This is a genomic window from Pseudomonas sp. RGM 3321, from assembly GCF_022836805.1.
Lineage (GTDB): Bacteria > Pseudomonadota > Gammaproteobacteria > Pseudomonadales > Pseudomonadaceae > Aquipseudomonas.
The window spans coordinates 142,401-167,786 of sequence record NZ_JALHBH010000119.1; the positions used below are offsets into that span (position 1 = coordinate 142,401).

Below are 25,386 nucleotides of genomic sequence, written 5' to 3' on the forward strand. Positions count from 1 at the left end.
GCGCTCTCAGGTAATGCGGGTGAGGTTCATCGCCTCTAATGCCGTCAACAGCGCGTCCATGTCGTCGAAGGCTTTGAGGTGGAGGCGCGGCCAGCGCACATGCTCCAGATACAGTTTGCCCTCCGCATTGCGCTGCACCGGCGTGCGGTGAATCCACGTGTCACGAGCGCGATGGACGATGGTGTGTAGATCGCCTTCGCCCTGTTGCACCAGAAACATTCCTGGCCTGAAGAGGCGTTGTTCAATGCTCAACGGCCTGGTTGCGTCTGGGTGCGGCACTTCCATTTTCACCCGGTAATCACCCTTGATGTAGACCTGGTCATTGGTTATGCCTCCCGTAACAAGCTCTCCCGGATCCAGTACTACGCCTGTTGATTTCCCTGGCGCCACATCGATGACCCGCAGGCCGATCCCTCCTTGCAGTTCTGCAATACCGGGTACGACGCCCTGGTAGGTATTGGAATGGCTGTTGCCCACCAGTGCGATCCATTTGTGTGAACCCATCACGTCCTGATGCCTGCGGATTGTGCGCGACGCAAAGTAATTCATCATCTGCTGGCGGGTGATGGACTCTTCCCTGGCAATGCCTTTGAGGTGGTAGCTGCCTGCGCAGTCGATAGCGCGTACCTCCAGGCCGTGCTGCCGCGCCTTGATGATCAGTTGTTCGAAGTTGTAGACCTTGTCCGGATCAGTGTGATGCCCGCGGTCCAGGATTCTCAGGTCATGCAGCAACGTTTTGTTCATCTGGCCGGTTTCGAAGAAACGATCCAGGTCCGCCTGATGCAGGTCGGTCAGCAGGTGCTCCATGTACAGCGTCTTGACGTTTTGCTGCGCCAGCATCGGCAGGTTGTCGATGATCAGTCTTTTGCTTGCAACAGAAGAGTGCGACTCGCCGATAACGATGCCTTCCGTGTGGCGGTACAGGGTTTCAAGCAGCCTCGCCGGGCCCGTCTGTGGCTCGATAGATGGCAATGTCGGGCGAGGCGGCAGTTGGGCCGAGCTTATTGTGGCGGCGTCCTTTTGCAGGTTTTTGCGGAGCAGGGCGAATGTGTCGCGAACAGTGTCGAGTTTTATGTCTTCAAAGAAATACTCCATGTCGAGCCCCTTCCTTTCGAAGTTCGCCAATGTATGAAGCGCCGTTCTGGTATCCAGCGGCATTTCATAGGTCGCGTCGGTCAAGGATTGCTGGATCGCCGTCATCGGGCTGTCGGCATTCCACTCTTCGGGTTCTACGCGCAGCCAGGTATCGTTTTCTCCACGGACAAACCCGTACTGGCCCGCCCAATGCTCGCCCTCGGCAACGGCGAAAGGGTCTCCCAGCTCGCGGATCAGCATGTTATCCACAGGGGTGGCGGGTGGCCGTGGAACGTCCGGCAGCGCAGGGTCGGCAAACGCGATAGTGAAGTCACAGCGAGTCGGCGTGTGTTGATGCGGCGCGCCGACACCTTCGCTGATGCGGGGCGGGCGTCCTGCCGGGATGTCCTGAACGTGCACACTGATTACCCCTTGCATTTCGGCGATGCCAGGCACCTGATCATGCGTCGTGGCAAGTTTCTGGTCGAGCAGCGCGACCCAGCGTTTTGAGGAGCCAGGTGCGATGTCCTGGTTGATGAGCCGGTGCCCGAAGAAGTTGCTCATTTTGCTGGCGGCTGCCGGATCATCAGCGGCGGCGAGCACCGGATGGCCGAGAAACGGGTAGCTGATCGACGAGCTGAACGGGCGCACTTCGATCCCGTAACGGTGGGCTTCCTTGATCAGGTGGTAGTAGTCGTACTGGCTGCTCGAGTTGTTCAAGGCACCACGATTGACATCGTGCAGGTAATACTTGAGTTCATGAGAGCCAGAGCGACTCTTTTTGCCCAACTGGCGATATCTGGCCAGTTTGCGCAGGTGTTTGTCGGTCAGCAGATGTTCGATGTACAGGACCTCGACACGCTGCTCTGCGAGCAGGGGCATGTTGAGCAGGAGCAGACGCTTGCTGGCTACCGACCTGGGTGCCTCGCTGAAAACCAGCCCGTTGCTGTGCGTGAAGATGTGCTCGATCAGTGTCTCGACCTTGCCGGGCAGGCTATAAGCGGGAAGTGCTGGCCTGGGCGGCGCAGAGAATCGGGCAAAAAATGCCTGAGCGTCCTGGTAGAGCTTTTCCCGAAACGCTGTAAAGGTCTGGCGTACTTCCGTGAAATAGGTCTCAAAGTAGACTTCCAGGCCTGCGCCGGTCGGGTCAAAGACTTCCTTGCTGGTGACAATGTCCAGATGCGCTCTCATGGTGCTTGGCATCTCATAGTCAATCAATATGTCGAGCGAGCTTCCGGCTGCCTCTTCAGGCAATGGCCGGTAAGTCCCCGGACCGTCCAGCCCGCCGCCGCGCAAGCGCCGGTCGAGGACCAGCCACTGGCCCTGTTCATCCAGGCGAACCGGCTGTTTGCCGAAGAACGCGAATGGATTGGCCGGATCGATAATCTGCCAGCAGCGCAGGTGCGCATCGTATTGAACCTGAAAGGTGTGGTCTGACAACCTGATGTAATGTTGTCCGCTGACTGAGTACACGCCTTTCGCGTGGCCGTCGGCGATACGTGGCACGTTATCCAGCGAAACGACGACTGCCAGGTCGGTGCGCAACCCGGAAGGCGCGCGTGGCACGGCGCTGGGCGGCGGGAGGAGCGGCTGCCAGGCACCAGTCGCTTCACGTATGGCGAGCTGACCGGTTGCCATCGGTGGCGCCGAAGCAACGTGGGGCATATGGAAAACTGCCGCGTGACCATGGGCGTTGGGCTTGCCGATCAGGAACACCTGCTCCTGCAGTTCCACCGGGTACAGATCCTCATAACGCGGCAGTGAGGACTGGCGCTGGAACGAGCGCAGGGCTGGTGTCGATTGATGACCGCGCTCGAGCTGATGCAATACGCCGCCGAAGCCTTTCAGGCCGACCAGCAAGTCGCTGCCTGCGCCGATGCCGTTGAACAGTGCCGAGAGCATGTACGTGGCAGCGCGTTGCTGGTCGCCCTCGGTCAGCGCTGCAAGTGCCTGCCCGCTGTCATGTAACGAAAGCAGGCTGCCAACCGCAAAGCTTGCCGGCGGGAACGGCAGGGTCAGGGCGGTAGCAATTATCTCGACGCTGACCCAGATCAGCCTCGCCAGAATGTCGTTACGGCCGGTGGTGGTCTCTTCCACATCACGCAACCTGCGCTCCAGCGGCCTGTTGAAACAGGTGTCGGCGAAGTCTGAAATGAATGCCCTGGGAATGACCGGAGGTTTGTTGGCCTTGCCCTGCTGCATGTCGCGGAGCAAGAACGACAGGGTTCGGCGCGCTTTGATCCGGCAGCGATCCTTGTAGTAATCGATCATGCCTTCACTGGCGAGCGAGAGCACAAAGTCGCTGAACAGACGAAACTCGATACCGTCAGGTGCCTGCGGTGTGTAGAGCAGCGCAGCATGGCGAGTCTGTGTCGGCAGGATCACCAGGCAGCCCTGCACGGTTTCGACGTGGGTGAGCAGCGGGCTGGGGATGACCAGTTGATCGACGCCGGTCAGCCCCGAGGCGATAAGTGGTTTGTCCACATGCACTTGCAGTGGGTAGAGGGGATATCGCTCGCGGGAGGCAGTGTCGTCAAGGTGGGCGTTATCCAGAGATTGTTTCAACCAGACATGGTGCGCCGCTTCGATATGGCCTTTCAGGGCGCTGCGCAATGCCGCTGCCTTCATCTGCAGTTGAGTGATCATCACGCTGAACTGGCGACGGTAGGCATAGCCTTCGCTCGCGCTGTTCAGCAGGGTGTTTCTGATCAAGGCGATGTACTCGTCCGCCAGCCACTGACCGCGCACCGAACCTGCAACGGCAGCGGCTGACAGCGCGCTCACGTCGATGCCTTCCGGGCCGCTGAACGTTGCGTCGGTTGCTGCGGAAGTACGCAAGGGGTCAATGCTGTCGTCATAGCCATTGAGCAGCATGTCGGTGTAGGTCAGTGTTTCGCGCTCGGTGGTGATTACGATCAGGTCGGGGTCTACCGTGCCAATTGGTACGTTCAGCAGTTTGCCGATTTGCTGGCTGGCACGTTGGTGTACGTAATCCTTGAATGGCTGAACTCCGGTGTGTGGCTGCGCCTGATAGTTGTCGAGTGCCCCGCCAATGGCCTGCTCAAGGGTCAGCAGTTCGCGGCGCTGGGCGCGACTGGCGCGCAGGTACCAGTCCGGCGTATGCATGGCCTGTTCGGAAAGCAATATGCGGGTCTGTTCGTCGGTAAAGTGGCGCAAGGCCGACTCGCAGTCCGCATGATCAATAAACTGAATGAAGTTTTTTGAAGGCTGGGGTTTGAGTGCCAGTGCCGTCAGTTGCTCTGCCAGTGCCGTACGGGCATCCACTTCCACCTGATCGAGCAGATAGTTGACCATTGACGACGAAGCAGTCCAGCCGACCACCTCGTGCAACAGTTGGGCTTCAGTGTCGAAGGCTTTGAAACACTGCTGCCCGGGTGCTTCGGTGGCAACCATGATCAGCCGCTGCGTCCGCCCCTCGGCATCCTGCTTGCGAAACACCAGTAATCTGGCCATCACGTTGCGGTCATTGAGCTTGATCTGTTGTACACGCAATGCTGGATCGGATGCACCCGCTGGCGGGCCGGTCAGTGCCGCGACCATGGCGAAATCACCGGGCTGGATATGCCCCTGCATCTTCGCCGCCCAACCCTGAGCGGTCAGTCGGGTTCGTGCCAGTGCGCACAGCATTTGCCGGTTGTATTCTTGCTGGTAGGCATTGCGTTGAAACTCGCCAAACCCTGCGCGCAGGTCGAGTTCATCAATCAGTTCGGCAAGGTAGACCGGGTTCAAGGCTGAGTAGGCGGCATCCAGCGGTTTGCCATCAAGGGTGATAAGGGTGTGGTCGAGGAATTCCGAACCTGCGAGCTCGTCATCCGTATGCAGGCCGTAGAGCGCCAGCTCGACCAGCGAACATGTCACGCGGTAGGTCTCGCTCGTGGATGGCAGCGTGCGACGCGTGTCGATGGTCAGTGCGCGCGGGTCCAGATCAAAGCCCAGGTCATTGGCTAGCCGGGTGCGCAAACGGGCTTCGGCAAAATGTTCTGGAGAGGTCGCGCTGCCCAGTACGCTGAGCATCGCGGCATGCGCCTCATCGTAATGTTGCAGGTGCCTGGCGTAGGTCTTCAGGTCGGCCTCGCTGGCGATCTTCATCCAGTCCGGCAGGCTTCGATGATACTGACGTTGCCTGTTGGTCAGTTCGCGCAGTTCGAGCATGCAGGCGGGGCCGAGCAGGCCGCGCATGTCGATGGCTGCCTCAATCAGCGCCTGACGTGTTGCCCGGTCTTCACTGTCAGGTCGTTCGCACGCATGGCGAATGTCATTGCGCTGCTTGTTCAGCAGGCGACTCAAGGCGTGCATGAAGGGGGCGGTGGTTACCGGCTGTAATTGCAGGTCTTCCGCCGTGAAAGGCTCAAGGTACAGGTCGGCGTCCTGGCTGATCTTGAAGAGCTGGTCTTGATGACGCTTCTCCATCGTGTTCAGGAGAGCGTCCTGCAACGTCGCTGTATTGAGCCAGCGCGCCAGAGTTGCGAGCATCAGGGCCTGCGTGGCAAAGCCCATGATACCCAGCCCAGGCAACATCAGCAGCGTGCGTCCCTGTTCCTGGGATATCGCCAGCACGCCTGCCATTTCGACGTGTTCGTCATCGTGCAATTGCACATGCAGCGAGGCGTAAGTAAGCGCCGGGCTTTGCTGCTGATCGGGCGAGTCCGGCAGGCAGGCCAGGTAGCCACTCTCCAGATCACGCTCGTGAATCCTGACGCTGGCTTCATCACGCAAGGCTCGCTGCAAGGCCGATGAAAGCCGGTCGCGGCGGCTTTCAGCGTTTTTGCCAGGGTCTGCCCAGTAGTCATCGGTCTGTTGCAGCAGGCTGAATATTTCCAGCTCCCGTTCAGACACGTCGGAACCGCCAAGCGCAGTCAACAGCGCTTCGCCTGGGCCAGGCAGTGCTTCCAGCTCATCGGCCAGAAGAGTGCGCAGTTCATCGAGCCTTTTCAGTGCGGCGGAGGCGGCAGGCCAGGTATCGGCAGGTGTCAGTGGTGTAGGCGTTATAGCCAAAGGGGGCAGTATTTGGGTCATGACAGGCGTTCCATTGCGCGCTTCAGGCGCTGAGGTTTGAGTGTCGGCCTTAGGGCCGGCGACGATGGGCCTCAATTAATCAGAAGCAACGGGCGTCAAGTCGTAGATAGTTATTGATGCTGAGAAAGAGAAGCTTCCTACGCCGTCTGGCGGGCATCCCCAATGACATTTCAGCGCGTCGAGCCAATCCTTGGTCATTACGTTATAATCCCGCCCTTTAGCTGCCCTCAGCCCGCTGTGCGGGGGGCACACCTTTTCTCGGGCGCGATGCGCCTGCATGCAGACTAAAGAGGCTAGACCCTAGTGGCATTGACGATCCTTGGCCTGTCCGGCGCCCTTAGCCATGATCCTTCCGCAGCGCTTTACATCGACGGCAAGCTGATAGCAGCGGCCGAAGAAGAGCGCTTCGTTCGTGACAAGCACGCAAAGAACCGCATGCCCTACGAGTCGGCGAAGTTCTGTCTGGAACAGGCAGGCATCAAGCCTTCGGACGTCGACGTGGTCGCGATTCCGTTCGCCCCGATCAGCTTGTTCGGCAAGGCCCGCTGGCATTATGCCAAGCGTTACTGGTACGCACCGGATCGCGCCCTCGATGCGCTGCTGATGGGCAATCGCCGTTACAAGCGCTATCGCAACAAGATTGTCTGGTGCCTCGAGCAACTGGGCTTCGATCCGAAAAAGATCAAGATCGAGCCGGTCGAGCACCACCTGGCCCACGCTTCCAGCGCCTACCACTGCTCCGGTTTTACCGAGAAAACCGCGATCATGGGCATCGACGGCAAGGGTGAGTACGCCACAACCTTCTTCGGCTATGGCGAAAACGGCAAGATCCACAAGATCAAGGAATTCTTCGATCCGGACTCGCTGGGCGGCCTGTATGGCGCTATCACCGAATTCCTCGGTTTCGAGATGCTCGACGGCGAATTCAAGGTTATGGGCATGGCGCCGTACGGTGATGCCAGCAAGTATGATTTTTCGCGTCTGGCCACGTTCGAGAACGGCGAGTTGATCATCAATACCGAGCTGGCCAACGTCATCGGCCTGCGTCGCTACAAAGAGAACGGCAAGGGCTTCTACTTCTCGCCGAAGCTGATCGAATGGCTCGGCCCGAAACGCGTTGGTGACGTGGCCGATGAACCCTACATTCACTACGCCGCGAGTATGCAGGCACTGTTCGAAAAGCTCGCGCTGCAGATGATGGATCACTACCTGGGTGACATCCTCAAGGAAACCGGCAAGATCGCTTTCGCCGGTGGCTGTGCGCTGAACGTCAAACTGAACCAGCGCATCATCGCCCGCCCTGAGGTCAAGGAGCTGTTCGTGCAGCCTGCGTCCGGCGATGCCGGTACGGCGGTGGGCGCTGCGGCCTATGTTTCGCACGCCCGCGGTGTGCCGGTCGAGAAGATGGAGCACGTCTACCTCGGCCCTGCGTACAGCAACGAAGACGTGATCGCGGCGTGTGCCCGGCACCCGAGCAAGCCGGTCTGGCGTCAGATCGACAATACGCCACAGCGGATTGCCGAAATCATGGTCAAGGGCAACCCTGTTGCCTGGTTCCAGGGACGCATGGAGTTCGGTCCGCGTGCTCTGGGCGGTCGCTCGATCATCGGTTGCCCGAGCGTCACCGGGGTAGCCGACCGTATCAACCATCAGATCAAGTTCCGCGAGCGCTGGAGGCCTTTCTGCCCGTCGATGCTCGACACCGTCGCGCCGCAGATGATCAAGATCGATCACCCGGCACCGTTCATGACCTTCACCTTCGAAGTGGCGGAAGAATGGAAAACCCGTGTTCCGGAAGTCGTCCATGAAGACGGCACTTCCCGTGCCCAGGTACTCAAGCGCGAATACAACCCGCGCTACTACGACATGATGAAGGCGCTGGAAGAACTGACCGGCAATGGCGTTTCCCTGAACACTTCGCTCAATCGCCGTGGCGAACCGATGATCTGCTCGCCGACCGATGCGCTGAACATGTTCTTCGGTTCGGACCTCGAGTACCTGATCATGGAAGACATCCTGGTGGTAAAAGAGGGCGTCGAGGCTTATGACACGCTCGGTTGAACGTCACGTACTGCAGTTCTGTCACGGCTATGACGGGCCGTTTCTAGACTGCGCGCGGCAATACGCCAGCCTGTTCGCCGGCAAGGGCTATCGAGTGACGACGGTGTTTCTGACCGGTGCCGCCGATCCGGATGTCGTCGCTGACTGTGGTTCGGACGAAGTGCTGTTCATGGAATACAGCTCCAGCGCCATTCGTGGCCTGAAGCTGGGCGCCATTCGGGACCTGCGCAAAATTGCCGCGACGCGTTCGTTCAGCTTCTGCATCGCGCATCGCTTTAAGCCGGTGTACATCGCGTTGCTGGCAACGAAGTTACCGGTCATCGGTGTGCATCATGCGTTCGGCGATTATCAACGGCGCAGTCGCAAGCTGTTCGCCAACCTGTTTCGCAAGCGCCTGAGCCTGCTTGGTGTTTCCGATGCGGTGCGTGACGACATGCGTAACAGCCTGCCCAAGTGGCCAGCCGAGCGTATTCAGACCCTGTACAACCGCATTGATGTCGAGCAACTGCAGGGCAGTCAGTTTTCCGCTGAAGATGCCCGCGCAGAGCTGGGCCTGTCTGCCTCGGCGTGGATCGTCGCTAACGTCGGTCGCCTGCATCCGGACAAGGATCAGGCCACGCTGTTGCGCGGTTTTGCCGAGGCTCTGCCCAATCTTCCCGAGAACAGCCAGTTGGTGATTCTCGGCAAGGGCCGTCTGGAAGAAAACCTCAAGGCGGTTGCGCTGGAGCTGGGTATTGGTCCGCAGGTGCTGTTTCTTGGGCAGGTGCCTGACGCACGCCGCTACTTCAAGGCATTCGATGTATTCGCCCTGAGTTCTGATCACGAGCCGTTCGGCATGGTCCTGCTGGAAGCGATGGTGGCTGGTGTGCCATTGGTTGCAACGTCCTGCGGCGGCGCGAAGGAAGTGGTCGAAGACGTGGGTCTGCTGTTCCCGCTGGGTGATGTTCATAGCCTTGCGCACGGCCTGGTACACATGGCCGGTCTTGACGCCGAGCAGCGTCAGGACTGCGCCGAACGCATGCTGCTGCGTTTGCGCGAACGCTTTTCCGATCATGCTGTGCGCGATGTCTTCTGGCGGCTGCCGCAAGTCTCCAGCCTGACGGCGGGGGCCTGATGCTCAATCGATTCAAAGGCTGGCGTGAGCGTGGCTGGGTGCAGATCGACGCGGCTGCTTACGAGCAGGCATGGCAGCGGTTGGGGGGCAGCGTAGCCACTCATCCTCTGGTCGTTGCGCGCCTGTCGGCGTTTTCCGGTATTGCTGTGCGTTATCTGGCCTGGGAGCAGGGCGGCGAAGTAAAGGCAGCGATTGCCACCTGGGGGCGTTCGCTGGCGTTGTCCAAGGATGAACTCAAGCGTCATGGCAAGAAAGGCCTGTTCGACCTGGGCAACGCCGAACTGATTTTACCGGTGGCCGATGATATTCAGGTGCCGGTCCGCCATCGTGCCCGCTATGTGTCTGCGCTCAACGAGGGCCGCATCAGCACCTTCAGGCCGCAGACCGAATCGCTGGCGATGGCGCGTACGCCTGAAGAACTGTCCAAGAAATTTCGTTACAACCAGCGTCGTGAACTTCGCTTGCTGGAGGAAGCTGGCGGTACGGTAAGACCTGTCAGCGAGTTCAGCAGCGCCGAGCTGGCGAGCATGTATTGCGATCTGTTTCAGCGTCGCTGGGGCTTCGAGGCCACCGGTGCCCGGCACAAGGCCGAGGTCATCGAATTGCTGCGTGATCTGTTGATCGGTTCGGTGGTGTTCCTCAACGATGCGCCAATTGCCATTCAACTGGTGTATCGCGTCGAGGCGCCGCAATGGGTCAGCATCGAGTACGTCAACGGTGGTGTTGACCCCGAAACCCGTGATTTCAGCCCCGGCAGTGTGCTGAGCTTTGTCAACACCCAGTCTGCCTGGGAGGACGCCCGAGCCTTGGGCAAGTCACTGCGTTTTTCCTTTGGTCGTGCCGACCGTGAGTACAAGGACCGATGGTGCAACCCCGTTCCGGTGTTCCAGATTTGAGTCGCAAGCAACAGTTGCTCAAGCGCCATCGCCGTAGCAAACGGCTGGCGTTGCTGGGTGGTCTGCTGCTGTTGATCGCGCTCGGCGTGCTGGTGGCCTGGTGGCTGGCACCGCTGCTGGCCGTGTGTGCATGGGTCGCTCATGAGGCCTGGTTCGCCGATCATCTGTTCTATTCACCCACTGACGACTATCAGTACAGTTTTTCGGCCGACAGCGAAGTGCCAGGTGTACGTCTCGACGGCGGCACATTGTTGCTGGATACGCCGCCGCAACTGACCGGCGACGAAACATTGATACTGGCACTGACAGTAAAAAGCACCTGGCTGGGACGTTTTCTCGACCCGGTCGTGGAACTGCAGGGGCAAGCCTTGAGTGACCGGCAGGCCTTCGAGCGTGGCGTCTGCGGCATGCGTTATCTGAACCTGACCGGGCTTGGCGAGCCGCTGGCCGCGGGTGCCTTGCAGCTGCGCGGGCGTTTCTGTCGTCTTGCCGGTACACCGCGCCTCTGGCTGTTTCGTCAGCCGGATGCGCGCAAGCAGCGTGTCATGGTCATCGCACCGCATGCCGACGATGCCGAACTCGCCGCGTTCGGGCTTTACAGTCAGGCCGAGGAAGCCTGGATTGTCACGCTGACCGCCGGTGAGATCGAGGCCGAACATTATCGCCAGATGGGCATGGAGCGCGTCGAAGCTGCGCGCATGAAAGGCCGCTTGCGCGCCTGGGACAGTATCGCCGTGGCGCGATGGGGCGGGGTGCCCGAGTCGCAGTGTGTGCAATTGGGCTATTTCTGCCTGCAACTGCCCGCCATGCAGGCTGCGCCGGATATGCCGATTGGCTCGCGGGAGGCGGATCTGACCGATACCCGCCTGTTCCGTCAATTCAATACCCTGCCACTGCCCGGCGACGACGGCCAGCCGACCTGGAACAACCTGCTCGCCGACCTGCGCGCGCTGATTCTCAAGGCCAGGCCGCAGGTTGTGGTAATGCCGCATCCTGCCATCGACCCTCATCCCGATCACATCTGCGCCCAGGCTGCGGTGCGTGAAGCCCTGCTCGGGCTCGAATGGCAGCCGGACGTGGTGCTCGGTTATGCCAATCACCTGCACGACAACGACCGTTGGCCGATGGGCGATGCCTACAGCGGCATCAGCCTGCCACCGGTATTCGATGCCGCGCTGCCGCTGGTGCCGTACAGCCTGCAATTGTCGGTCGCCGCGCAACGCGACAAGGCCATGGCGCTGGGCATGATGCATGACCTGCTGCCGCCGATGCCGTTCAAGCGCCGTGTGCGCCGTCTGCTGCAGCGCGTTCTGGCCGGTCGCCACTGGCCGGCCGAAGGCGAAAACGAATTCTTCCGCAAAGCTGTGCGACGACACGAGTTGTTCTGGCGCAGCCGTGACATCTGATTAAGCAGGCGCAGTACTGCAAGGAAATCCATGAAAGTTCTACTTCTGGTCCAGAAAGAGCAGCGTGCGATTCTGGACCGTCTCTATGACGGCATCACGGCACACTGCGAATGCGACGTGCGCTGGCTGAGTTCCGGGGAGCAGCGCAACCTGCGTGGCTATTTCCGCCGCGAGGTGGACGTCAGCCGTTATGACCGGATAGTGTTTTTCCTGCGCTTCAAGCAGGAAGTGCGTCAGGTAGGGTTTATCCGCACGATCCCCAATCTGGTCATCCTCGAACACGATGCCTACCAGAACTACATTCCTTGCAAATACACCGGCAAGTTCAGCGCGCACTATCGCAAGCTGCCTTGGGCGCGGGTGATCTGCTCGGGGTTCATGGTCAGCGAGCGTCTGCGCCAGGAAGGCTTCGACGCGGTTTTCGTGCCCAAGGGCTATGACCAGAGCCTGCTGCAATTGCAGACGCGTGAACGTGACATCGAACTGGCGTTTGTGGGCAGCACCAACAGTGTGGCCTACAGCGGCCGCAAGGCATTGCTGGACGAATTGGGGCAGGTCGAGAATCTGCTCGTCACGCGTACCAAGTCCGGGGAAGAGTATTGCGACACCCTGAACCGCATCCGCTTTTTCGTCAGTGCCGATGTCGGCATGGGCGAGTACATGATCAAGAATTTCGAGGCCATGGCCTGCGGTTGCGTGCTGCTGGCCTTCGATCAGGGCGCTGAAGAAAACCGCGCGCTGGGCTTTGTCGACATGCACAACATCGTGCTCTATCGCGACATTCCCGAGCTTCGTGAAAAGCTGGCGAAGTTGCGCGAGAACACCGCGCTGGCCAGCGAAATATCCTGTAATGGGCAGACTTTGGTCGAAGAACGCTTTACATTCCATGCCCTTGGAAAAGCCATCGTGGACGCAATGCGTTCGCCGTTGCGCAGCATGCCGGCGATGAGCTTGCTTGATCGCTTGCGGTCACGGTTGGGATGGTAAGGAATTATGAATATTCAATGATTGGGAACGAATGATGGTATTCAGCGAAAACAGCGACATTACGCTGGTCGTCACCAGTTGTGGTCGATTCGACTTGTTGAAGAGCACCCTGGAAACGTTCGACCGTTTCAATACCGCGCCCATACGCCATGTGCTGATTACCGAAGATTCGGGTGATGCTCAGGTTCAGGCGTGCATTCCCGAACACTGGCGCCCGCATACACGTTTCATTATCAACAACCCCAAGCTGGGGCAGATGCGCTCTGTCGATGCGGCCTATTCGTTGGTCGAGACATCCTGGGTTTTCCATTGCGAGGATGACTGGGATTTCTATCGCCCGCACTTCATTGAAGAATCAATGACGCTGCTCAAGCACGATCCTCAGGCATTGCAAGTCTGGTTGCGCAGCTACAATCATGATCTGCGTATTCACAGCCCCTATGTCTATTTGAACGAGCGTGAAGTGGTCGAAGGTATCCCGTTTTACAAGCTGGGCTCGCACAAGCCGGAGTGGCAGGGGTTTTCCTTCAATCCGGGGCTTCGCCGCCTGGCTGATTACCAGCAGCATGCGCCGTATGCCGAGCATGGTGGCGAGAAGAAACTTTCACAATTATTTGCCGCGCAAAACCGTTACGCTCTGATTCTGGAAAATGATGCCGTGTTGCACACCGGGTTCGGTGAGCATGTGGTGGTGCCGCAGGAGCGGCTCGACAAACAGCGTCGCAAGCGTCGTGATCGCGTCAAGCTGATCATCGCTGTGCTCGCTGGTCTGGTAACAGGTTGGTTGCTCAATAATGTCAGTTGACCGAATCAAAATCCCCAGTAGCAAAGTACAGACGTATTTCACCGTAGCGATTGTTGTCTTTCTACTGAGTTTTATTCTTAATCCGTCAGCCAAGATCACCAACAATCTGTTTTACGCATTCACCGCCTTGCCGGGCTTTTTCTTCTTGATCAAGTACCGCGGCGCCGGGGTGTTTGCAGAACCGCTGGGCATTGCCTGGGCTGTATTCATGGCGTGCTTTCTGGTGCCGGCGCTGCAAGCGCAGGAGTTCCAGTATTACAAGCACATTGTCTACGTCAGCCTGTTTGTCTTTGTCGTGGCCGGGATTACGGAAAACGGTTTCTTCCGTCGCGGTTTGTTCGTGCGAGGCATGTTCTGGGCCATCTGCCTGTACATCCTGCTCGGCAGCATTTATAGCTGGGTGACCGGGAAATTCGAGTTCGGTCAGCGTGTGGCCATTCTTCCGGCACGTATGGAGAATGTAATCTACACCAGCGCCTGGCTGGTTTGCAGCCTCGCCCTGGCACTGCCGCTATGGGCCAGAGAGCGGCGCTGGATTGAAGCGGGGTGTGCAGTTCTTGTTATTTTGGTGTTAACGGCCTTTGTCGTCCAGACCCGCACCGCGCTGGTGGGCGCAGCCTTCCTGTTTGCCATCTGCGCAGCGTATTCGCTTTACCGCTTTCCACTGCGCACAGCAGTGGCCTTGCTGGTGGCGGGCGTTGTGGCTGCCATAGGCTTCTGGGTTGTGAAAGATGAGCAGTGGGTCGCTCTGCTGATGGTCAGAGGCGACTCCTATCGCGTCGAGCTGTTTGAAATCATGACCGGTGAATGGCGTCGCTGCGGCTGGGTGCTGGGTTGTGGTGTCGATTTTTATACCACCCAGACTCTGACGGGTGGTATGCCCATCCAGCATCCACACAACATTTTTGTGTCGCTGGGGCTGTACACCGGCGCGGCTTCGCTGGTGATGTTTCTGGTCGTGATGGCGATGACTCTGTGGAACGCCTTGCGCAACGGTGATGCCTGGGGCCTTTACCTGGCCTGCGCGCTGTTGATGCTCAACTTTGACGGTGGCCAGTTGGTCGGTAACCCGGATGAGCTCTGGGTGCTGGTGTTGTTACCGGCAACGATGGTGCTGGGCCGTATTGTGCAGGCGCATCGGCTCAGGCAGCAGCAGTAAGATAAAAAATGGCCGCTTCAAAAGCGGCCATTTTTTATGAAAGCGTTACTGAATAGCCTGAACCAGTTCGCTCGTGTCGCACAGGCTCTGGGCGCTCATGTAGCCATCCAGAAACGCCGGGTTGCCGTTATCCAGCAGCCACTGGCGATCTTCCTGATAGCGCAACATGTGCTTGAAGTTGCGCAGGCGCAGGCTTTTACGCAATGCGCGGCGATAGGTTTTCATGTCGGCAATGTCGATCAGCCCGAGGGCGCCTTCCGGTGTGAGGATAACGTTGCCCAGATGGGCCGAGCGAAAGTAGATGCCCTTTTCATGCAGATGGGCAATGAAGCGCCCCAGTTGCATGCGCAGCTTGTCGTCGGCCACCGCACTGCCCAATAGCTGGCGCAGGGTGAAGCCTGCCAGCGGATCATAATGCACTGCATCGCGCTCGATTTCGGCGATGCGGCTTACCGAGCGTATGCGCGGGCAGGGAATGCCGCGTTTGATCAGCGTTTCACAGTTGTCTGCGAAGCGCTGCGCATAGGGATACCAGGCTGCCGAGCTGACAAGGCGTTTGCGTCGAAACAATTTCAACATGGAGCCGTCACGCAGACGTAGTACTTTGTCGCCCGTGCCATCGGCTTCAAGCACTTCGGCACCTTGAACCAGATCAAGGTAATGGGCGTGGTCAAGCGCTTGCATCGATACTCCGGTTTTTACGCCCCAAGGGCTACTGGTCGTCATACAGAAGCCAGATGTGCAGGCTTCAAACAGCGATCAGGAACCCCAGGGAATGGACGAGCCGCCTATGTTACCGCAGCAGGCAGCCGCGAAAACCGCTGTGATACAATGCGGCCTCTTTTTAATACGACGGATTCTCATGACAACCTCCGAATCGTCCTCGACTTCCAGCGTGAAAATCTATTTCCGTCTGTTGTCTTATGTGCGTCCGTATGTGGGCATCTTCCTGCTCAGCATCATTGGTTTCGTGATCTTCGCCTCGACCCAGCCGATGCTTGCCGGCATCCTCAAATATTTTGTCGATGGCCTGACCAACCCTGAAGCCGTGCTGTTCCCCAATGTGCCTTATCTGCGCGAGCTGCAACTGTTGCAGGCAGTGCCGTTGCTGATCGTTCTGATCGCCGCATGGCAGGGGCTTGGCTCTTTCCTGGGTAACTACTTTCTGGCCAAGGTGTCTCTAGGGTTGGTCCATGACCTGCGGGTGGAGCTGTTCAACAAGTTGCTGGTACTGCCCAATCGTTACTTCGATACGACCAACTCTGGCCACCTGATCTCGCGTATCACGTTCAACGTCACGATGGTCACCGGTGCCGCCACCGATGCCATCAAAGTCGTGATTCGTGAAGGTCTGACCGTGGTGTTCCTGTTCATCTATCTGTTGATGATGAACTGGAAGCTGACCCTGGTCATGCTCGCCATCCTGCCGCTGATTGCCTTGATGGTCGGCAGTGCGAGCAAGAAATTCCGCAAGCAGAGCAAGAAGATTCAGGTGGCGATGGGCGATGTTACGCACGTTGCCTCGGAAACCATTCAGGGCTATCGCGTGGTACGCAGCTTCGGTGGCGAGTCCTACGAACAGAACCGCTTCGCTCAGGCCAGTGACAGCAACACACGCAAACAACTGCGCATGACCAAAACCGGTGCCATCTATACGCCGATGCTGCAACTGGTGATCTACAGCGCCATGGCTGTGCTGATGTTTCTGGTGCTGTTCCTGCGAGGCGATGCCACAGCGGGCGACCTGGTTGCCTATATCACTGCTGCCGGTCTGCTGCCCAAGCCGATTCGCCAGCTGTCGGAAGTCAGTTCGACGATCCAGAAAGGCGTCGCCGGTGCCGAGAGCATCTTCGAACAACTGGACGTGGAAGAAGAAGTCGATACCGGCACCATCGAGCGTGATCGCGTGACCGGCCACCTTGAGGTGAAGAACCTCAGCTTCTTCTACCCGCAGACCGAGCGTCAGGTGTTGAATGACATCAGTTTCTCCGCAGCGCCTGGGCAGATGATTGCGCTGGTAGGCCGTTCCGGCAGCGGTAAATCGACCCTGGCCAATCTGATACCGCGTTTTTACGGGCACGAGCTGGGCAACATCCTGCTCGATGGCGTCGAAATCAATGATTACCGTTTGCGCAACCTGCGCAGACACATCGCCCAGGTCAACCAGAACGTCACGCTGTTCAACGACACGATCGCCAACAACATTGCTTATGGCGACCTGGCAGGTGCCCCGCGTGCCGACATCGAAGCGGCCGCCGCCGACGCCTACGCCAAGGAGTTCATCGACCAGTTGCCGCAGGGGTTCGATACTCAGGTGGGTGAAAACGGCGTGCTGCTGTCCGGTGGTCAACGGCAGCGTCTGGCCATTGCTCGCGCATTGCTTAAAAACGCACCGCTGCTGATTCTCGACGAAGCCACGTCGGCGCTGGACACCGAGTCCGAACGCCACATCCAGGCGGCGCTGGATCACGTCATGAAGGGCCGGACCACGCTGGTTATCGCTCACCGCCTTTCGACCATCGAAAAGGCCGACATGATTCTGGTCATGGACGCCGGGCAGATCGTCGAGCGCGGCACGCATACCGAGCTGTTGGCACAGAATGGCTATTACGCCCGTCTGCATGCCATGGGCCTGGACGAGCCTTCACCTGTCGGCGCAGTCTGACCTCACTCTCACCGGGCGGGCCCCTGCGGCCTGCCTGCCTTCGAGCGGTGTGATTCAACAGCCTGTCGGTTATAAACCCCTGTGCTAAGATTCCGCCCCTGTCCATTTTTCAAGTACGGGTTGTTCCATGAAGCTATCCATGCCGCGCTTTGATCAGGCCCCTGTCCTGGTGGTTGGCGATGTCATGCTCGACAGATACTGGCATGGTGGTACCTCGCGTATTTCCCCCGAAGCGCCAGTGCCTGTGGTCAAGGTCGATCAGATCGAAGACCGTCCGGGCGGCGCTGCCAACGTGGCGTTGAACATCGCTGCGCTGGGTGCACCGGCTTCGCTGGTCGGTGTGACGGGTGACGACGAGGCCGCAGAAAGTCTGACCAACAGCCTGAAAGCAGCGGGTGTGCTGGCGCGTTTTCAGCGTATTGCCGATCAGCCGACCATCGTCAAGCTGCGCGTCATGAGTCGCCATCAGCAGTTACTGCGTATCGACTTCGAAGAGCCGTTCAACACTGACCCGCTGGCACTGAGTGCAGAGGTCTACAGCCTGCTTGATGGCATCAAGGTGCTGGTCCTGTCCGATTACGGCAAGGGCGCGCTGAAAAACCATCAGGCGCTGATTCAGGCCGCCCGTAAACGCGGTATCCCGGTGTTGGCTGATCCCAAGGGCAAGGATTTCGCGATCTATCGCGGTGCCAGCCTTATTACGCCGAACCTCAGCGAGTTCGAAGCCATCGTCGGTCATTGCGTCGATGAGGCCCAACTGGTCACTAAGGGCGCGCAGTTGATGCACGAGCTCGATCTCGGCGCGCTGCTGGTGACCCGTGGTGAACACGGCATGACCCTGCTGCGTCCTGATCAGCAGGCGCTGCACCTGCCGGCCCGTGCTCGCGAAGTGTTCGATGTGACCGGCGCCGGTGATACGGTAATTTCCACCCTCGCGGCAGCGATTGCTGCGGGCGAGGAACTGCCGCATGCGGTGGCGCTGGCCAATCTGGCAGCAGGCATTGTGGTCGGCAAGCTGGGCACGGCAGCCATCAGCGCCCCGGAGCTGCGCCGCGCCATTCAGCGCGAAGAAGGTTCCGAGCGTGGTGTACTGGGGCTGGAGCAACTATTGCTGGCGGTTGATGATGCGCGCGCGCACAAGGAAAAAATCGTCTTCACCAATGGCTGCTTCGACATTCTCCACGCGGGTCATGTGACCTACCTGGAGCAGGCGCGGGCGCAGGGTGATCGTCTGATTGTTGCCGTCAACGATGACGCGTCTGTCAGCCGTCTGAAAGGGCCGGGCCGTCCGATCAACAGCGTCGACCGGCGCATGGCCGTGTTGGCAGGGTTGGGTGCTGTGGACTGGGTGATCAGCTTCCCTGAAGGCACCCCTGAAAATCTGCTGAGTCACGTCAAACCCGACGTGCTGGTCAAGGGCGGTGATTACGGCGTCGATCAGGTGGTCGGTGCTGATATCGTCCAGGCGTATGGTGGCGAGGTGCGTGTGTTGGGGCTGGTGGAAAACAGCTCGACTACGGCGATTGTCGAGAAGATCCGCGGGCAGGGTTAGCTTTATAGCTGCAAGCTACAAGCCAAAGCAAACCAAGAGGTTTGAGGCTCAAAGCTTGCGGCTCATGGCGTACAGCAGCTCCCGAGCCTTTCCGGTCAGGCGTTTCAGTCCAGACTTCTTCGCCGGCGGGGCCATGCCCTGCTGGCGTAGCCAGTCCTTCCAGCGAATCCGTTCCTCACGTACGACCCAGCCATCCTGCGCGGCGAAACTTTCGGCCAGGTACAGGCCTCGGGTGCCAGCCGGGATCAGTTTGTCGCGCTTGAGCGTGTACAGCTCGGGCAGCGGCACTCCATTTTCCAGCGGCATCAGGTACAGATCGGGTTTGCTGCGGTTTAGGCGGGCGACCAGTTGATCGTTTTCCAGCACTTCATCGACATGGAAAAGGCTGACCGGGCGCGCTTCCTTGGGGATTTCCAGGCGCATGTCGTAAATCAGCTGCAAGGACGCGGTGGGTAAATGCACATAAGCCCGTGGGCGTTCCAGCAGTGTCAGGCTGCTGCTTCGCACCGGTCGCGCTGCGCCGGAAAGCGGGCTCAGACGAAAGGGCATGGCCTCGCGATAATGCAGCGCAGCGGCATATGGCGCAGGCAGCCAGGTCTCTTTGAACAGTCCACTCAGCCAGCCTTGAGGCGTTTCGATCATGCACTCTTCGGCCACTTCCTGAATGGCGGTATGCAGTGGCAGGGCCAGTTCATGGGCCGGCACATAGCCTGAGATCAGTTTGAGTACGACGTCGCCACGGTCCTGACGACGCTGGCGAACCAGCACCCAGTAATCGCGATTCTGCCAGCTGACGGTCAGGCGAACGGACACCCCCAGATTGGCAAGCTCGGTGGAGAAACGTTCGGTGTCGGGCACGTCGATCTTGCGCCGCCGCTGCAAGGTCTGCGCGAAGTTCATCGGCATGCCGATGCTCTGGTAGCTCAGGCCTTCCGGCGTGGCCTCGACAAACAGCGGCAGCGTCTTGAAGTTGCTGGGGTTCTTGCGGATCAGTGTTCGCGGCATAACGGCTCCTTCTTGCGTTGGGGTCGGCCGCCTCAATCAGGCTTGACGGCAAATCACGGCAGCGGCAGTTGCAACGTTGTGCGCCAGGTGCAACGGATTGATGGTGCCGACAATAGCACTGGCAACCGCCGGATGTTCAAACAGTAGTTGGAAACTGGCCTGCACCGGATCCATGCCCGGCGTCAGGCAGACATGACCACTGGCGAGCGCCTTCTTCACCAGGATGCCTTTGCCATGGGCGGCAGCGTAATCCAGCACCGGTTTCTCGCCTTGCTCGTTGAGGTTGTAGGTGACCATCGCACAATCACCTTCGCGCAATGCCAGCAAGCCGCCTTCGACCGTCTTGCCGGAAAAGCCGAAGCCGCGAATCTTGCCTTCGCGCTTGAGGTCGGCGAGGGTCTGATACACCTCGGCCTCGTTGAGTATCGCCAGGTCGTTGCCGTCCGAATGCACCAGCACCAGATCGAGAAAATCGGTTTCAAGTCGTTTCAGGCTGCGCTCGACCGATTTGCGGGTGTGTTCAGCGCTGAAGTCATGGCTCGACTGGCCGTTATCGAATTCTTCGCCGACCTTGCTGACAATCACCCAATCCTGGCGCTGACCGCGCAGCAACGGCCCGAGCCGTTCTTCGCTGGTGCCATAGGCGGGTGCAGTGTCGATCAGGTTGATGCCCATGTCGCGGGCCATGCGCAGCAGCATCTGCGCCTGCTGGTCATCGGGAATCTTGAAACCGCTGGGGTATTTGACGCCCTGGTCGCGGCCCAGTTTGACGGTGCCCAGGCCAAGGGGCGATACGCTCAGGCCGCTATTGCCGAGCGGGCGATGCAGGTCGTGCAGGGTTTTCAGGCTCATGGCAGCAGCTCATCCCAGACAGGTATGGCCATCGGCGGCCGTGGCACATCAACCAGCGGTGACTGCGGTGTCGGGTGAATGCCATCTCTCGAAAGCTGCGACAGAACCCGGTCAGCGAAGTCCGGGGCCAGTGCCAGTTTGGTAGGCCAGCCAACCATCAGGCGACGCTGGCTGTCGAGAAAGGCGTTGTCTGGTCGCACCAGCCCCGACTGGGCAGGCTCGGCGCGGTCCACGCGCAGGGTCGCCCACTGCGCCTGACTCAGATCGACCCACGGCAGCAGGGCTTCAAGCTCCTTGCGGGCGACGGCGATCTGCGCGTCCGGCTCGCGCGACACACCCTCGGCCTCAGCCAGATCGCCGCCCAGATACCACACACACTGGCCGTCAGCCGCAGGATGGGTGGTGACTGTGATGCGCGGCTTGGGGCCGCCACCCAGGCAGTGGGCGAACAGCGGTTTCAGGGTCGGGCCCTTGACCAGCACCATGTGCAAGGGGCGGCGCTGCATCTGCGGTTGCGACACGCCAAGTGCATTGAGCAGATCGGCATTTCCGCCGCCGGCACTGAGTACGATGCGCTGGGCATGAATATCGCGCCCATCGACGCGCAGCCCGATCAGCTCATCGCCCTCGTACAGCGGCTCGATGCTCTGACCGGCCAGCAGGCTGTCACCGGCCAGCTCGGCGAGTCGCTCGATCAGGCTCGGCACATCGACCACCAGCTCCGCGAGGCGATAGACCTTGCCCTTGAATTTGGGGTTTTGCAGTGCAGGTGGCAGTTGCTCGCCCTTGACCTGATCCACACGGCCGCGCACCGCCTTGCTTGCAAAGAAGCTGGTGAGGTTGCCGGCGATGCTGCCCGGCGACCACAAGTAGTGGGCCTCGGACAGCAGGCGTACACCGGACAGGTCCAGCTCGCCCTTGCCATCGAGAGCTTCACGCCAGCGGCGCGGCATGTCGGCGATGGCCTCGGAGGCACCGGAAAGCGCACCGTGCAGCGCGTACTTGGCACCGCCGTGGATGATTCCCTGAGACTTGAGGCTTTGCCCGCCACCCAGGCTGGCGCTTTCTACCAGCACTGTCGAGAACCCTTGACGACGCAACCGGGCGTTGAGCCATAGACCGGCTACGCCAGCCCCGACAATCAGCACGTCAGTGGAAATAACCGATGGCATGAGCACCTCAGTGAGCAAAAAGTACGAGCATTATAAAGGATCGGCTTTTCAATGCCCGGCGGTTTTCGAGAACAGCTGGATGACGGCTACGCCAGCCACAATCATGCCCATGCCCAACAACGCGGGCAGGTCGAGTTTCTGGCCGTAGATGAAGAACGCCGCAATGCTCACCATGACAATGCCCATGCCCGACCAGATGGCGTAGGTGATGCCGACCGGGATCGTGCGCATCACCAGAATCAGCATCCAGAATGCAATCGCATAACCAGTGATCAGCAGCAACAGCGGCAGGGGAGTGCTGAACCCTTTCACGGCTTTCATGGATGTGGTGGCGATGACTTCCGCGCATACGGCGATAGCCAGCAGATAATAAGCGTTCATGGTGCATTCCTTTTCGTCAGGCTGCGCATTCTAGCGACTTGTGATGGCGGGCTGATAAACTCCGCGCCCATGAATAGAACTCTTTATACCCTACTGTTTCATCTTGGCCTGCCACTGGTTGCCCTGCGCCTGTGGTTGCGTGCGCGCAAGGCCCCGGCGTATCGCCAGCGCATCGGCGAGCGCTTCGCCCGCGGCTTGCCGGTCATGCAGCGGGGCGGTATCTGGGTGCATGCGGTGTCGGTGGGTGAAAGCATCGCCGCCGCGCCGATGATTCGCTCGCTGCTGGTGCAATATCCGCAGTTGCCGATCACTGTGACTTGCATGACGCCCACAGGTTCGGAGCGAATCAAGGCGCTGTTCGCCAGCGAGCCGCGCATTCAGCATTGCTACCTGCCCTACGACCTGCCGTGGGCGGCCGCTCGCTTTCTCGATCAGGTGCAGCCACGGCTGGGCATCATCATGGAAACCGAACTGTGGCCCAACCACATCCATCAGTGTTCCCTGCGCGGGATTCCCGTGGTGCTCGCCAATGCGCGGCTTTCGGAGCGCTCGGCGCGGGGTTACGCGCGTTTTGCCGGGCTGACGCGACCGATGCTCACGGAAATGGCCTGGTTCGCGGTGCAGACTGAAGCTGAGGCGCAGCGCTTTCGTGATCTGGGCGCACGTCCCGAGTGCGTGGCGGTGACCGGCTCGATCAAGTTCGACCTGAGTATCGACCCGCAGCTTCTGAAGCGTGCCGCCCAGCAGCGTGAACAATGGCAGACCGCGCAGCGTCCGGTATGGATCGCCGCCAGCACCCATGCGGGCGAGGATGAAAGCGTTCTTTCAGCTCATCGCACGTTATTGACGAGCCATCCTGATGCGCTGCTGATCCTGGTACCGCGCCATCCCGAGCGTTTCGACAGCGTGCATGCGCTGTGTCAGCAGCAGGGTTTTGCGACGGTTCGGCGTTCGTCCGCGCAGGCTGTCACGCCGGACGTCTCGGTACTGATGGGCGATACCATGGGCGAATTGCTGTTTCTCTATGCGCTGGCGGATATCGCTTTTGTGGGCGGCAGCCTGGTGCCTAACGGGGGCCACAACCTGCTGGAGCCTGCGGCGCTGGCCAAACCGGTACTCAGCGGCCCGCACCTGTTCAACTTCCTCGAGATTGCCGCCATGCTGCACACTGCCGGTGCGCTGCAGGAAGTCAGCGACGCAGCCGCGTTGGCCACCGCCGTGCAGGGGCTTTTCGACCAGCCACAGCAGGCCCGCAGCATGGCCGATACAGGGCTGGCAGTGATGAAAGCCAATCAGGGCGCGCTACAACGTCTGCTCGCCGGGATCGGGCGGCTGATGGGCAGGCGCTGAATCGGGGAGGACGCAGAGCGTCCAGAGCGGCATACCCACGCGGAGCATGGGCACGATAGTTGAGATTCTCGTTCCTCACGCTCCAGCGTGGGAATGCATTTCGTGACGCTCTGCGTCACCTGTCAGCGCTTTGCGGGTCGCTCGAAGTTCTTCTGCGCGGCGGTTGCCAGGTCGGGCGGAAGGAAGTCCTTGTCCGGGTTGTAATCAGCCTTCAGGTAGCGTGAAAGATCCTGCAGGTCGCCCGGGTTCAAAGTGCCTGCCGCCTGCTTGAGGCGCAGGTTGTCGAGGATGTAGTCATAGCGCGTGTTGTTGTAGTTACGCACCGAGGCATACAACTGGCGCTGCGCATCCAGCACGTCGACAATGTTGCGGGTGCCCACCTGATAACCGATTTCGGTGGCTTCCAGTGCGCTCTGGTTGGAGATGATCGACTGTTTGCGGGCCTGGACCTGCTCGACATCGGTATTCACCGCACGGTGCAGGTTGCGCGTGTTTTCCACCACCTGACGACGCAGGCTTTCACGGCGTTGCTCGCTCTGGCTCAGGCGCGCGTAAGCCTCGCGGACCTGTGAACTGGTCAGGCCACCGCTGTAGATCGGGATATTCAACTGCACGCCAATACTGCGCTGCTCGACGTCGCCGCCATAATTGCGCCCGGTGTAGTTAGGGTTACTGAAACCCAGTGAGTCGTTGTCGCCACGCTGATAAGTCGCCACGGCATCGAGTGTAGGGGCGTGCCCGGCCTTGCGTTGACGCAGGGTTTCCTCGGCAGCATTGACGGCGTAGTTACTGGCCAGCAGGTTGAGGTTCTGTTGTGCTGCGGTATCGACCCAGGCCTTGGCATCGTTTGGCGTTGGCGCTAGCACAGGCAAGGTATGCACGATGCCTTCGATGGAGTTGTATTCACGATTGGTCAGCGTCACCAGAGCCTGAAACGCATCGTCCACCTGGCGCTTGGCGAGAATCCGGCTGGCGCGCGAGGTGTCGTAGCTGGCCTGCGCCTGCAACACGTCGGTCTTGTCCGACAGGCCGACATCGAAACGCTCGTTGGCCTGATCGAGCTGGCGTTTGAACGCTGCTTCCTCGGCCTTGGTCGAGGCCAGATTGTCCTGGGCGCGCAGCACGCTGAAATAGCTTTGCGCCGCTTGCAGGATCAGGTTCTGCTCGGTAGCAGACAGCTCGAGTGCCGCCTGTTCGTTGCTCGCCTCGGCGGCCTGCAACTGGAACCAGCGGTCGGCACGGAAGATCGGCTGGCTCAGGGTTGCTTGATAGACGTTACCGCTGCGGGTGGCAACGGCTCTGGGCTGGTCGATGCTGGTGCGGGTATTGTTGCTTTGTGCGCTGCCGGAAATGTTCGGCAGCAAACCGGCACGGGCCTGCGGTACGGCTTCCTTGCGGGCATCGTAATCGGCGCGGGATGCCGCAAGGTCGGCGTTGTTGTCCACCGCCTGCTGATAGACATTCAGCAGGCCTGTCTGGGTCGGCAGTGGCACATCGGCTGCCCACGTCAGTCCGCTGGACGCAAACGAAACGGCCACAACCAACGAAAGTTTGCGCAGCATGAGGCATTCCCTGTTCATGAAAAAAGTAATCACGGTTTAAGAGAAACCGGGTTAGCGAGTGTAGAGCCAGACTCTTTTAGCAACAATCGGCGATTTGCGCCATTTATCGAGCCCTGTGCAAATAGGCTGGCATTGCGACCGCGCCCCGGCATAGACTGATCGCGTTCTTGTCGGGGTGCCTTGCTATGAGGCTGAGATCGGTTAAACCGGATCCCGTTGAACCTGATCAGGTTAGCGCCTGCGTAGGGAACAAGATTTCTCGTCTCCCGGCGAGTCCTCTTGAGTACCGTCCGGGGTCGACTGTTCAA

17 protein-coding genes and 1 riboswitch are annotated in these 25,386 nt (G+C 59.7%); of the genes, 10 read left to right on the plus strand and 7 right to left on the minus strand.

Annotation, left to right across the window (positions count from 1 at the left end; translation table 11 throughout):
- Nucleotides 1-6 precede the first annotated feature (6 nt).
- On the minus strand, nt 7-6,111 hold the full coding sequence (locus tag RGM3321_RS23340) for a membrane-targeted effector domain-containing toxin (RefSeq protein ID WP_244395018.1): 6,105 nt from the start codon (nt 6,109-6,111) through the stop codon (nt 7-9).
- Between the two features lie 303 nt (nt 6,112-6,414).
- Here RGM3321_RS23340 and RGM3321_RS23345 point away from each other — a divergent pair, with 303 nt between their 5' ends.
- The 7 genes from RGM3321_RS23345 to RGM3321_RS23375 are packed head-to-tail and all read left to right on the plus strand — an operon-like array spanning nt 6,415 to nt 14,539.
- Nucleotides 6,415-8,172, plus strand: coding sequence for a carbamoyltransferase (locus RGM3321_RS23345; protein WP_002551776.1), 1,758 nt, complete (start codon nt 6,415-6,417; stop codon nt 8,170-8,172).
- Nucleotides 8,156-9,286 (plus strand): glycosyltransferase, encoded by a 1,131-nt coding sequence (locus RGM3321_RS23350; protein ID WP_244395019.1) that lies wholly within the window; start codon nt 8,156-8,158, stop codon nt 9,284-9,286. Before RGM3321_RS23345 ends, RGM3321_RS23350 begins: the two co-directional genes overlap by 17 nt.
- Nucleotides 9,286-10,182, plus strand: coding sequence for an antimicrobial resistance protein Mig-14 (locus RGM3321_RS23355; protein ID WP_122280671.1), 897 nt, complete (start codon nt 9,286-9,288; stop codon nt 10,180-10,182). The genes RGM3321_RS23350 and RGM3321_RS23355 overlap by 1 nt, the downstream gene beginning before the upstream one ends.
- Nucleotides 10,179-11,588, plus strand: a complete 1,410-nt coding sequence (locus tag RGM3321_RS23360) for a PIG-L family deacetylase (RefSeq protein ID WP_244395020.1) — start codon at nt 10,179-10,181, stop codon at nt 11,586-11,588. The genes RGM3321_RS23355 and RGM3321_RS23360 overlap by 4 nt, the downstream gene beginning before the upstream one ends.
- 30 nt (nt 11,589-11,618) lie before the next feature.
- Complete coding sequence (locus tag RGM3321_RS23365) at nt 11,619-12,575, plus strand: glycosyltransferase (RefSeq protein WP_244395021.1); 957 nt, start codon at nt 11,619-11,621, stop codon at nt 12,573-12,575.
- A 31-nt stretch (nt 12,576-12,606) separates the two neighbouring features.
- The gene (locus RGM3321_RS23370; RefSeq protein WP_244395022.1) at nt 12,607-13,380 is read left to right on the plus strand and encodes a glycosyltransferase family 2 protein; all 774 of its coding nucleotides are present in this window, start codon (nt 12,607-12,609) and stop codon (nt 13,378-13,380) included.
- Complete coding sequence (locus RGM3321_RS23375; RefSeq protein ID WP_244395023.1) at nt 13,370-14,539, plus strand: O-antigen ligase domain-containing protein; 1,170 nt, start codon at nt 13,370-13,372, stop codon at nt 14,537-14,539. Before RGM3321_RS23370 ends, RGM3321_RS23375 begins: the two co-directional genes overlap by 11 nt.
- A gap of 45 nt (nt 14,540-14,584) precedes the next feature.
- Here the strand turns inward: RGM3321_RS23375 and RGM3321_RS23380 are convergent, their stop codons facing one another.
- A complete protein-coding gene (locus tag RGM3321_RS23380; protein ID WP_244395024.1) occupies nt 14,585-15,223 on the minus strand; it encodes a toluene tolerance protein in 639 nt (212 codons plus the stop codon).
- A gap of 178 nt (nt 15,224-15,401) precedes the next feature.
- Between RGM3321_RS23380 and msbA the strand changes: the two genes are divergently transcribed.
- On the plus strand, nt 15,402-17,204 hold the full coding sequence (gene msbA / locus RGM3321_RS23385) for a lipid A export permease/ATP-binding protein MsbA (RefSeq protein ID WP_244395025.1): 1,803 nt from the start codon (nt 15,402-15,404) through the stop codon (nt 17,202-17,204).
- 127 nt (nt 17,205-17,331) lie between these two features.
- A complete protein-coding gene (gene hldE, locus RGM3321_RS23390) occupies nt 17,332-18,756 on the plus strand; it encodes a bifunctional D-glycero-beta-D-manno-heptose-7-phosphate kinase/D-glycero-beta-D-manno-heptose 1-phosphate adenylyltransferase HldE (RefSeq protein ID WP_244395026.1) in 1,425 nt (474 codons plus the stop codon).
- A gap of 48 nt (nt 18,757-18,804) precedes the next feature.
- Here the strand turns inward: hldE and RGM3321_RS23395 are convergent, their stop codons facing one another.
- From RGM3321_RS23395 to RGM3321_RS23410, 4 genes are read right to left on the minus strand one after another with little or no spacing between them, the layout of a single operon-like run.
- The gene (locus RGM3321_RS23395; RefSeq protein WP_244395027.1) at nt 18,805-19,761 is read right to left on the minus strand and encodes a metal ABC transporter ATPase; all 957 of its coding nucleotides are present in this window, start codon (nt 19,759-19,761) and stop codon (nt 18,805-18,807) included.
- A 36-nt stretch (nt 19,762-19,797) separates the two neighbouring features.
- Complete coding sequence (locus RGM3321_RS23400; RefSeq protein WP_019742281.1) at nt 19,798-20,613, minus strand: aldo/keto reductase; 816 nt, start codon at nt 20,611-20,613, stop codon at nt 19,798-19,800.
- Nucleotides 20,610-21,785, minus strand: coding sequence for an FAD-dependent oxidoreductase (locus RGM3321_RS23405; protein WP_244395028.1), 1,176 nt, complete (start codon nt 21,783-21,785; stop codon nt 20,610-20,612). The genes RGM3321_RS23400 and RGM3321_RS23405 overlap by 4 nt, the downstream gene beginning before the upstream one ends.
- Before the next feature lie 48 nt (nt 21,786-21,833).
- Nucleotides 21,834-22,166 (minus strand): SMR family transporter, encoded by a 333-nt coding sequence (locus tag RGM3321_RS23410; RefSeq protein ID WP_002551789.1) that lies wholly within the window; start codon nt 22,164-22,166, stop codon nt 21,834-21,836.
- A gap of 69 nt (nt 22,167-22,235) precedes the next feature.
- Here RGM3321_RS23410 and waaA point away from each other — a divergent pair, with 69 nt between their 5' ends.
- Nucleotides 22,236-23,516, plus strand: a complete 1,281-nt coding sequence (gene waaA / locus RGM3321_RS23415; protein WP_244395029.1) for a lipid IV(A) 3-deoxy-D-manno-octulosonic acid transferase — start codon at nt 22,236-22,238, stop codon at nt 23,514-23,516.
- Nucleotides 23,517-23,638: 122 nt separating this feature from the next.
- Here waaA and RGM3321_RS23420 read toward each other — a convergent pair whose 3' ends face one another.
- Nucleotides 23,639-25,078: a TolC family outer membrane protein gene (locus RGM3321_RS23420; RefSeq protein ID WP_244395030.1), complete on the minus strand. Its 1,440-nt coding sequence runs from the start codon at nt 25,076-25,078 to the stop codon at nt 23,639-23,641.
- 161 nt (nt 25,079-25,239) lie between these two features.
- Nucleotides 25,240-25,344: riboswitch (TPP riboswitch) on the plus strand.
- Nucleotides 25,345-25,386 lie beyond the last annotated feature (42 nt).

Excerpts from the sequence above, each read along its gene's own strand:
- RGM3321_RS23340 (WP_244395018.1), bottom strand. The coding sequence starts at position 6,111 with ATGACCCAAATACTGCCCCCTTTGGCTATAACGCCTACACCACTGACA.
- RGM3321_RS23350 (WP_244395019.1), top strand. The coding sequence starts at position 8,156 with ATGACACGCTCGGTTGAACGTCACGTACTGCAGTTCTGTCACGGCTAT.
- RGM3321_RS23355 (WP_122280671.1), top strand. The coding sequence starts at position 9,286 with ATGCTCAATCGATTCAAAGGCTGGCGTGAGCGTGGCTGGGTGCAGATC.
- RGM3321_RS23365 (WP_244395021.1), top strand. The coding sequence starts at position 11,619 with ATGAAAGTTCTACTTCTGGTCCAGAAAGAGCAGCGTGCGATTCTGGAC.
- RGM3321_RS23370 (WP_244395022.1), top strand. The coding sequence starts at position 12,607 with ATGATGGTATTCAGCGAAAACAGCGACATTACGCTGGTCGTCACCAGT.
- RGM3321_RS23375 (WP_244395023.1), top strand. The coding sequence starts at position 13,370 with ATGTCAGTTGACCGAATCAAAATCCCCAGTAGCAAAGTACAGACGTAT.
- RGM3321_RS23380 (WP_244395024.1), bottom strand. The coding sequence starts at position 15,223 with ATGCAAGCGCTTGACCACGCCCATTACCTTGATCTGGTTCAAGGTGCC.
- msbA (WP_244395025.1), top strand. The coding sequence starts at position 15,402 with ATGACAACCTCCGAATCGTCCTCGACTTCCAGCGTGAAAATCTATTTC.
- hldE (WP_244395026.1), top strand. The coding sequence starts at position 17,332 with ATGAAGCTATCCATGCCGCGCTTTGATCAGGCCCCTGTCCTGGTGGTT.
- RGM3321_RS23395 (WP_244395027.1), bottom strand. The coding sequence starts at position 19,761 with ATGCCGCGAACACTGATCCGCAAGAACCCCAGCAACTTCAAGACGCTG.
- RGM3321_RS23400 (WP_019742281.1), bottom strand. The coding sequence starts at position 20,613 with ATGAGCCTGAAAACCCTGCACGACCTGCATCGCCCGCTCGGCAATAGC.
- RGM3321_RS23405 (WP_244395028.1), bottom strand. The coding sequence starts at position 21,785 with ATGCCATCGGTTATTTCCACTGACGTGCTGATTGTCGGGGCTGGCGTA.
- RGM3321_RS23410 (WP_002551789.1), bottom strand. The coding sequence starts at position 22,166 with ATGAACGCTTATTATCTGCTGGCTATCGCCGTATGCGCGGAAGTCATC.
- waaA (WP_244395029.1), top strand. The coding sequence starts at position 22,236 with ATGAATAGAACTCTTTATACCCTACTGTTTCATCTTGGCCTGCCACTG.
- RGM3321_RS23420 (WP_244395030.1), bottom strand. The coding sequence starts at position 25,078 with ATGCTGCGCAAACTTTCGTTGGTTGTGGCCGTTTCGTTTGCGTCCAGC.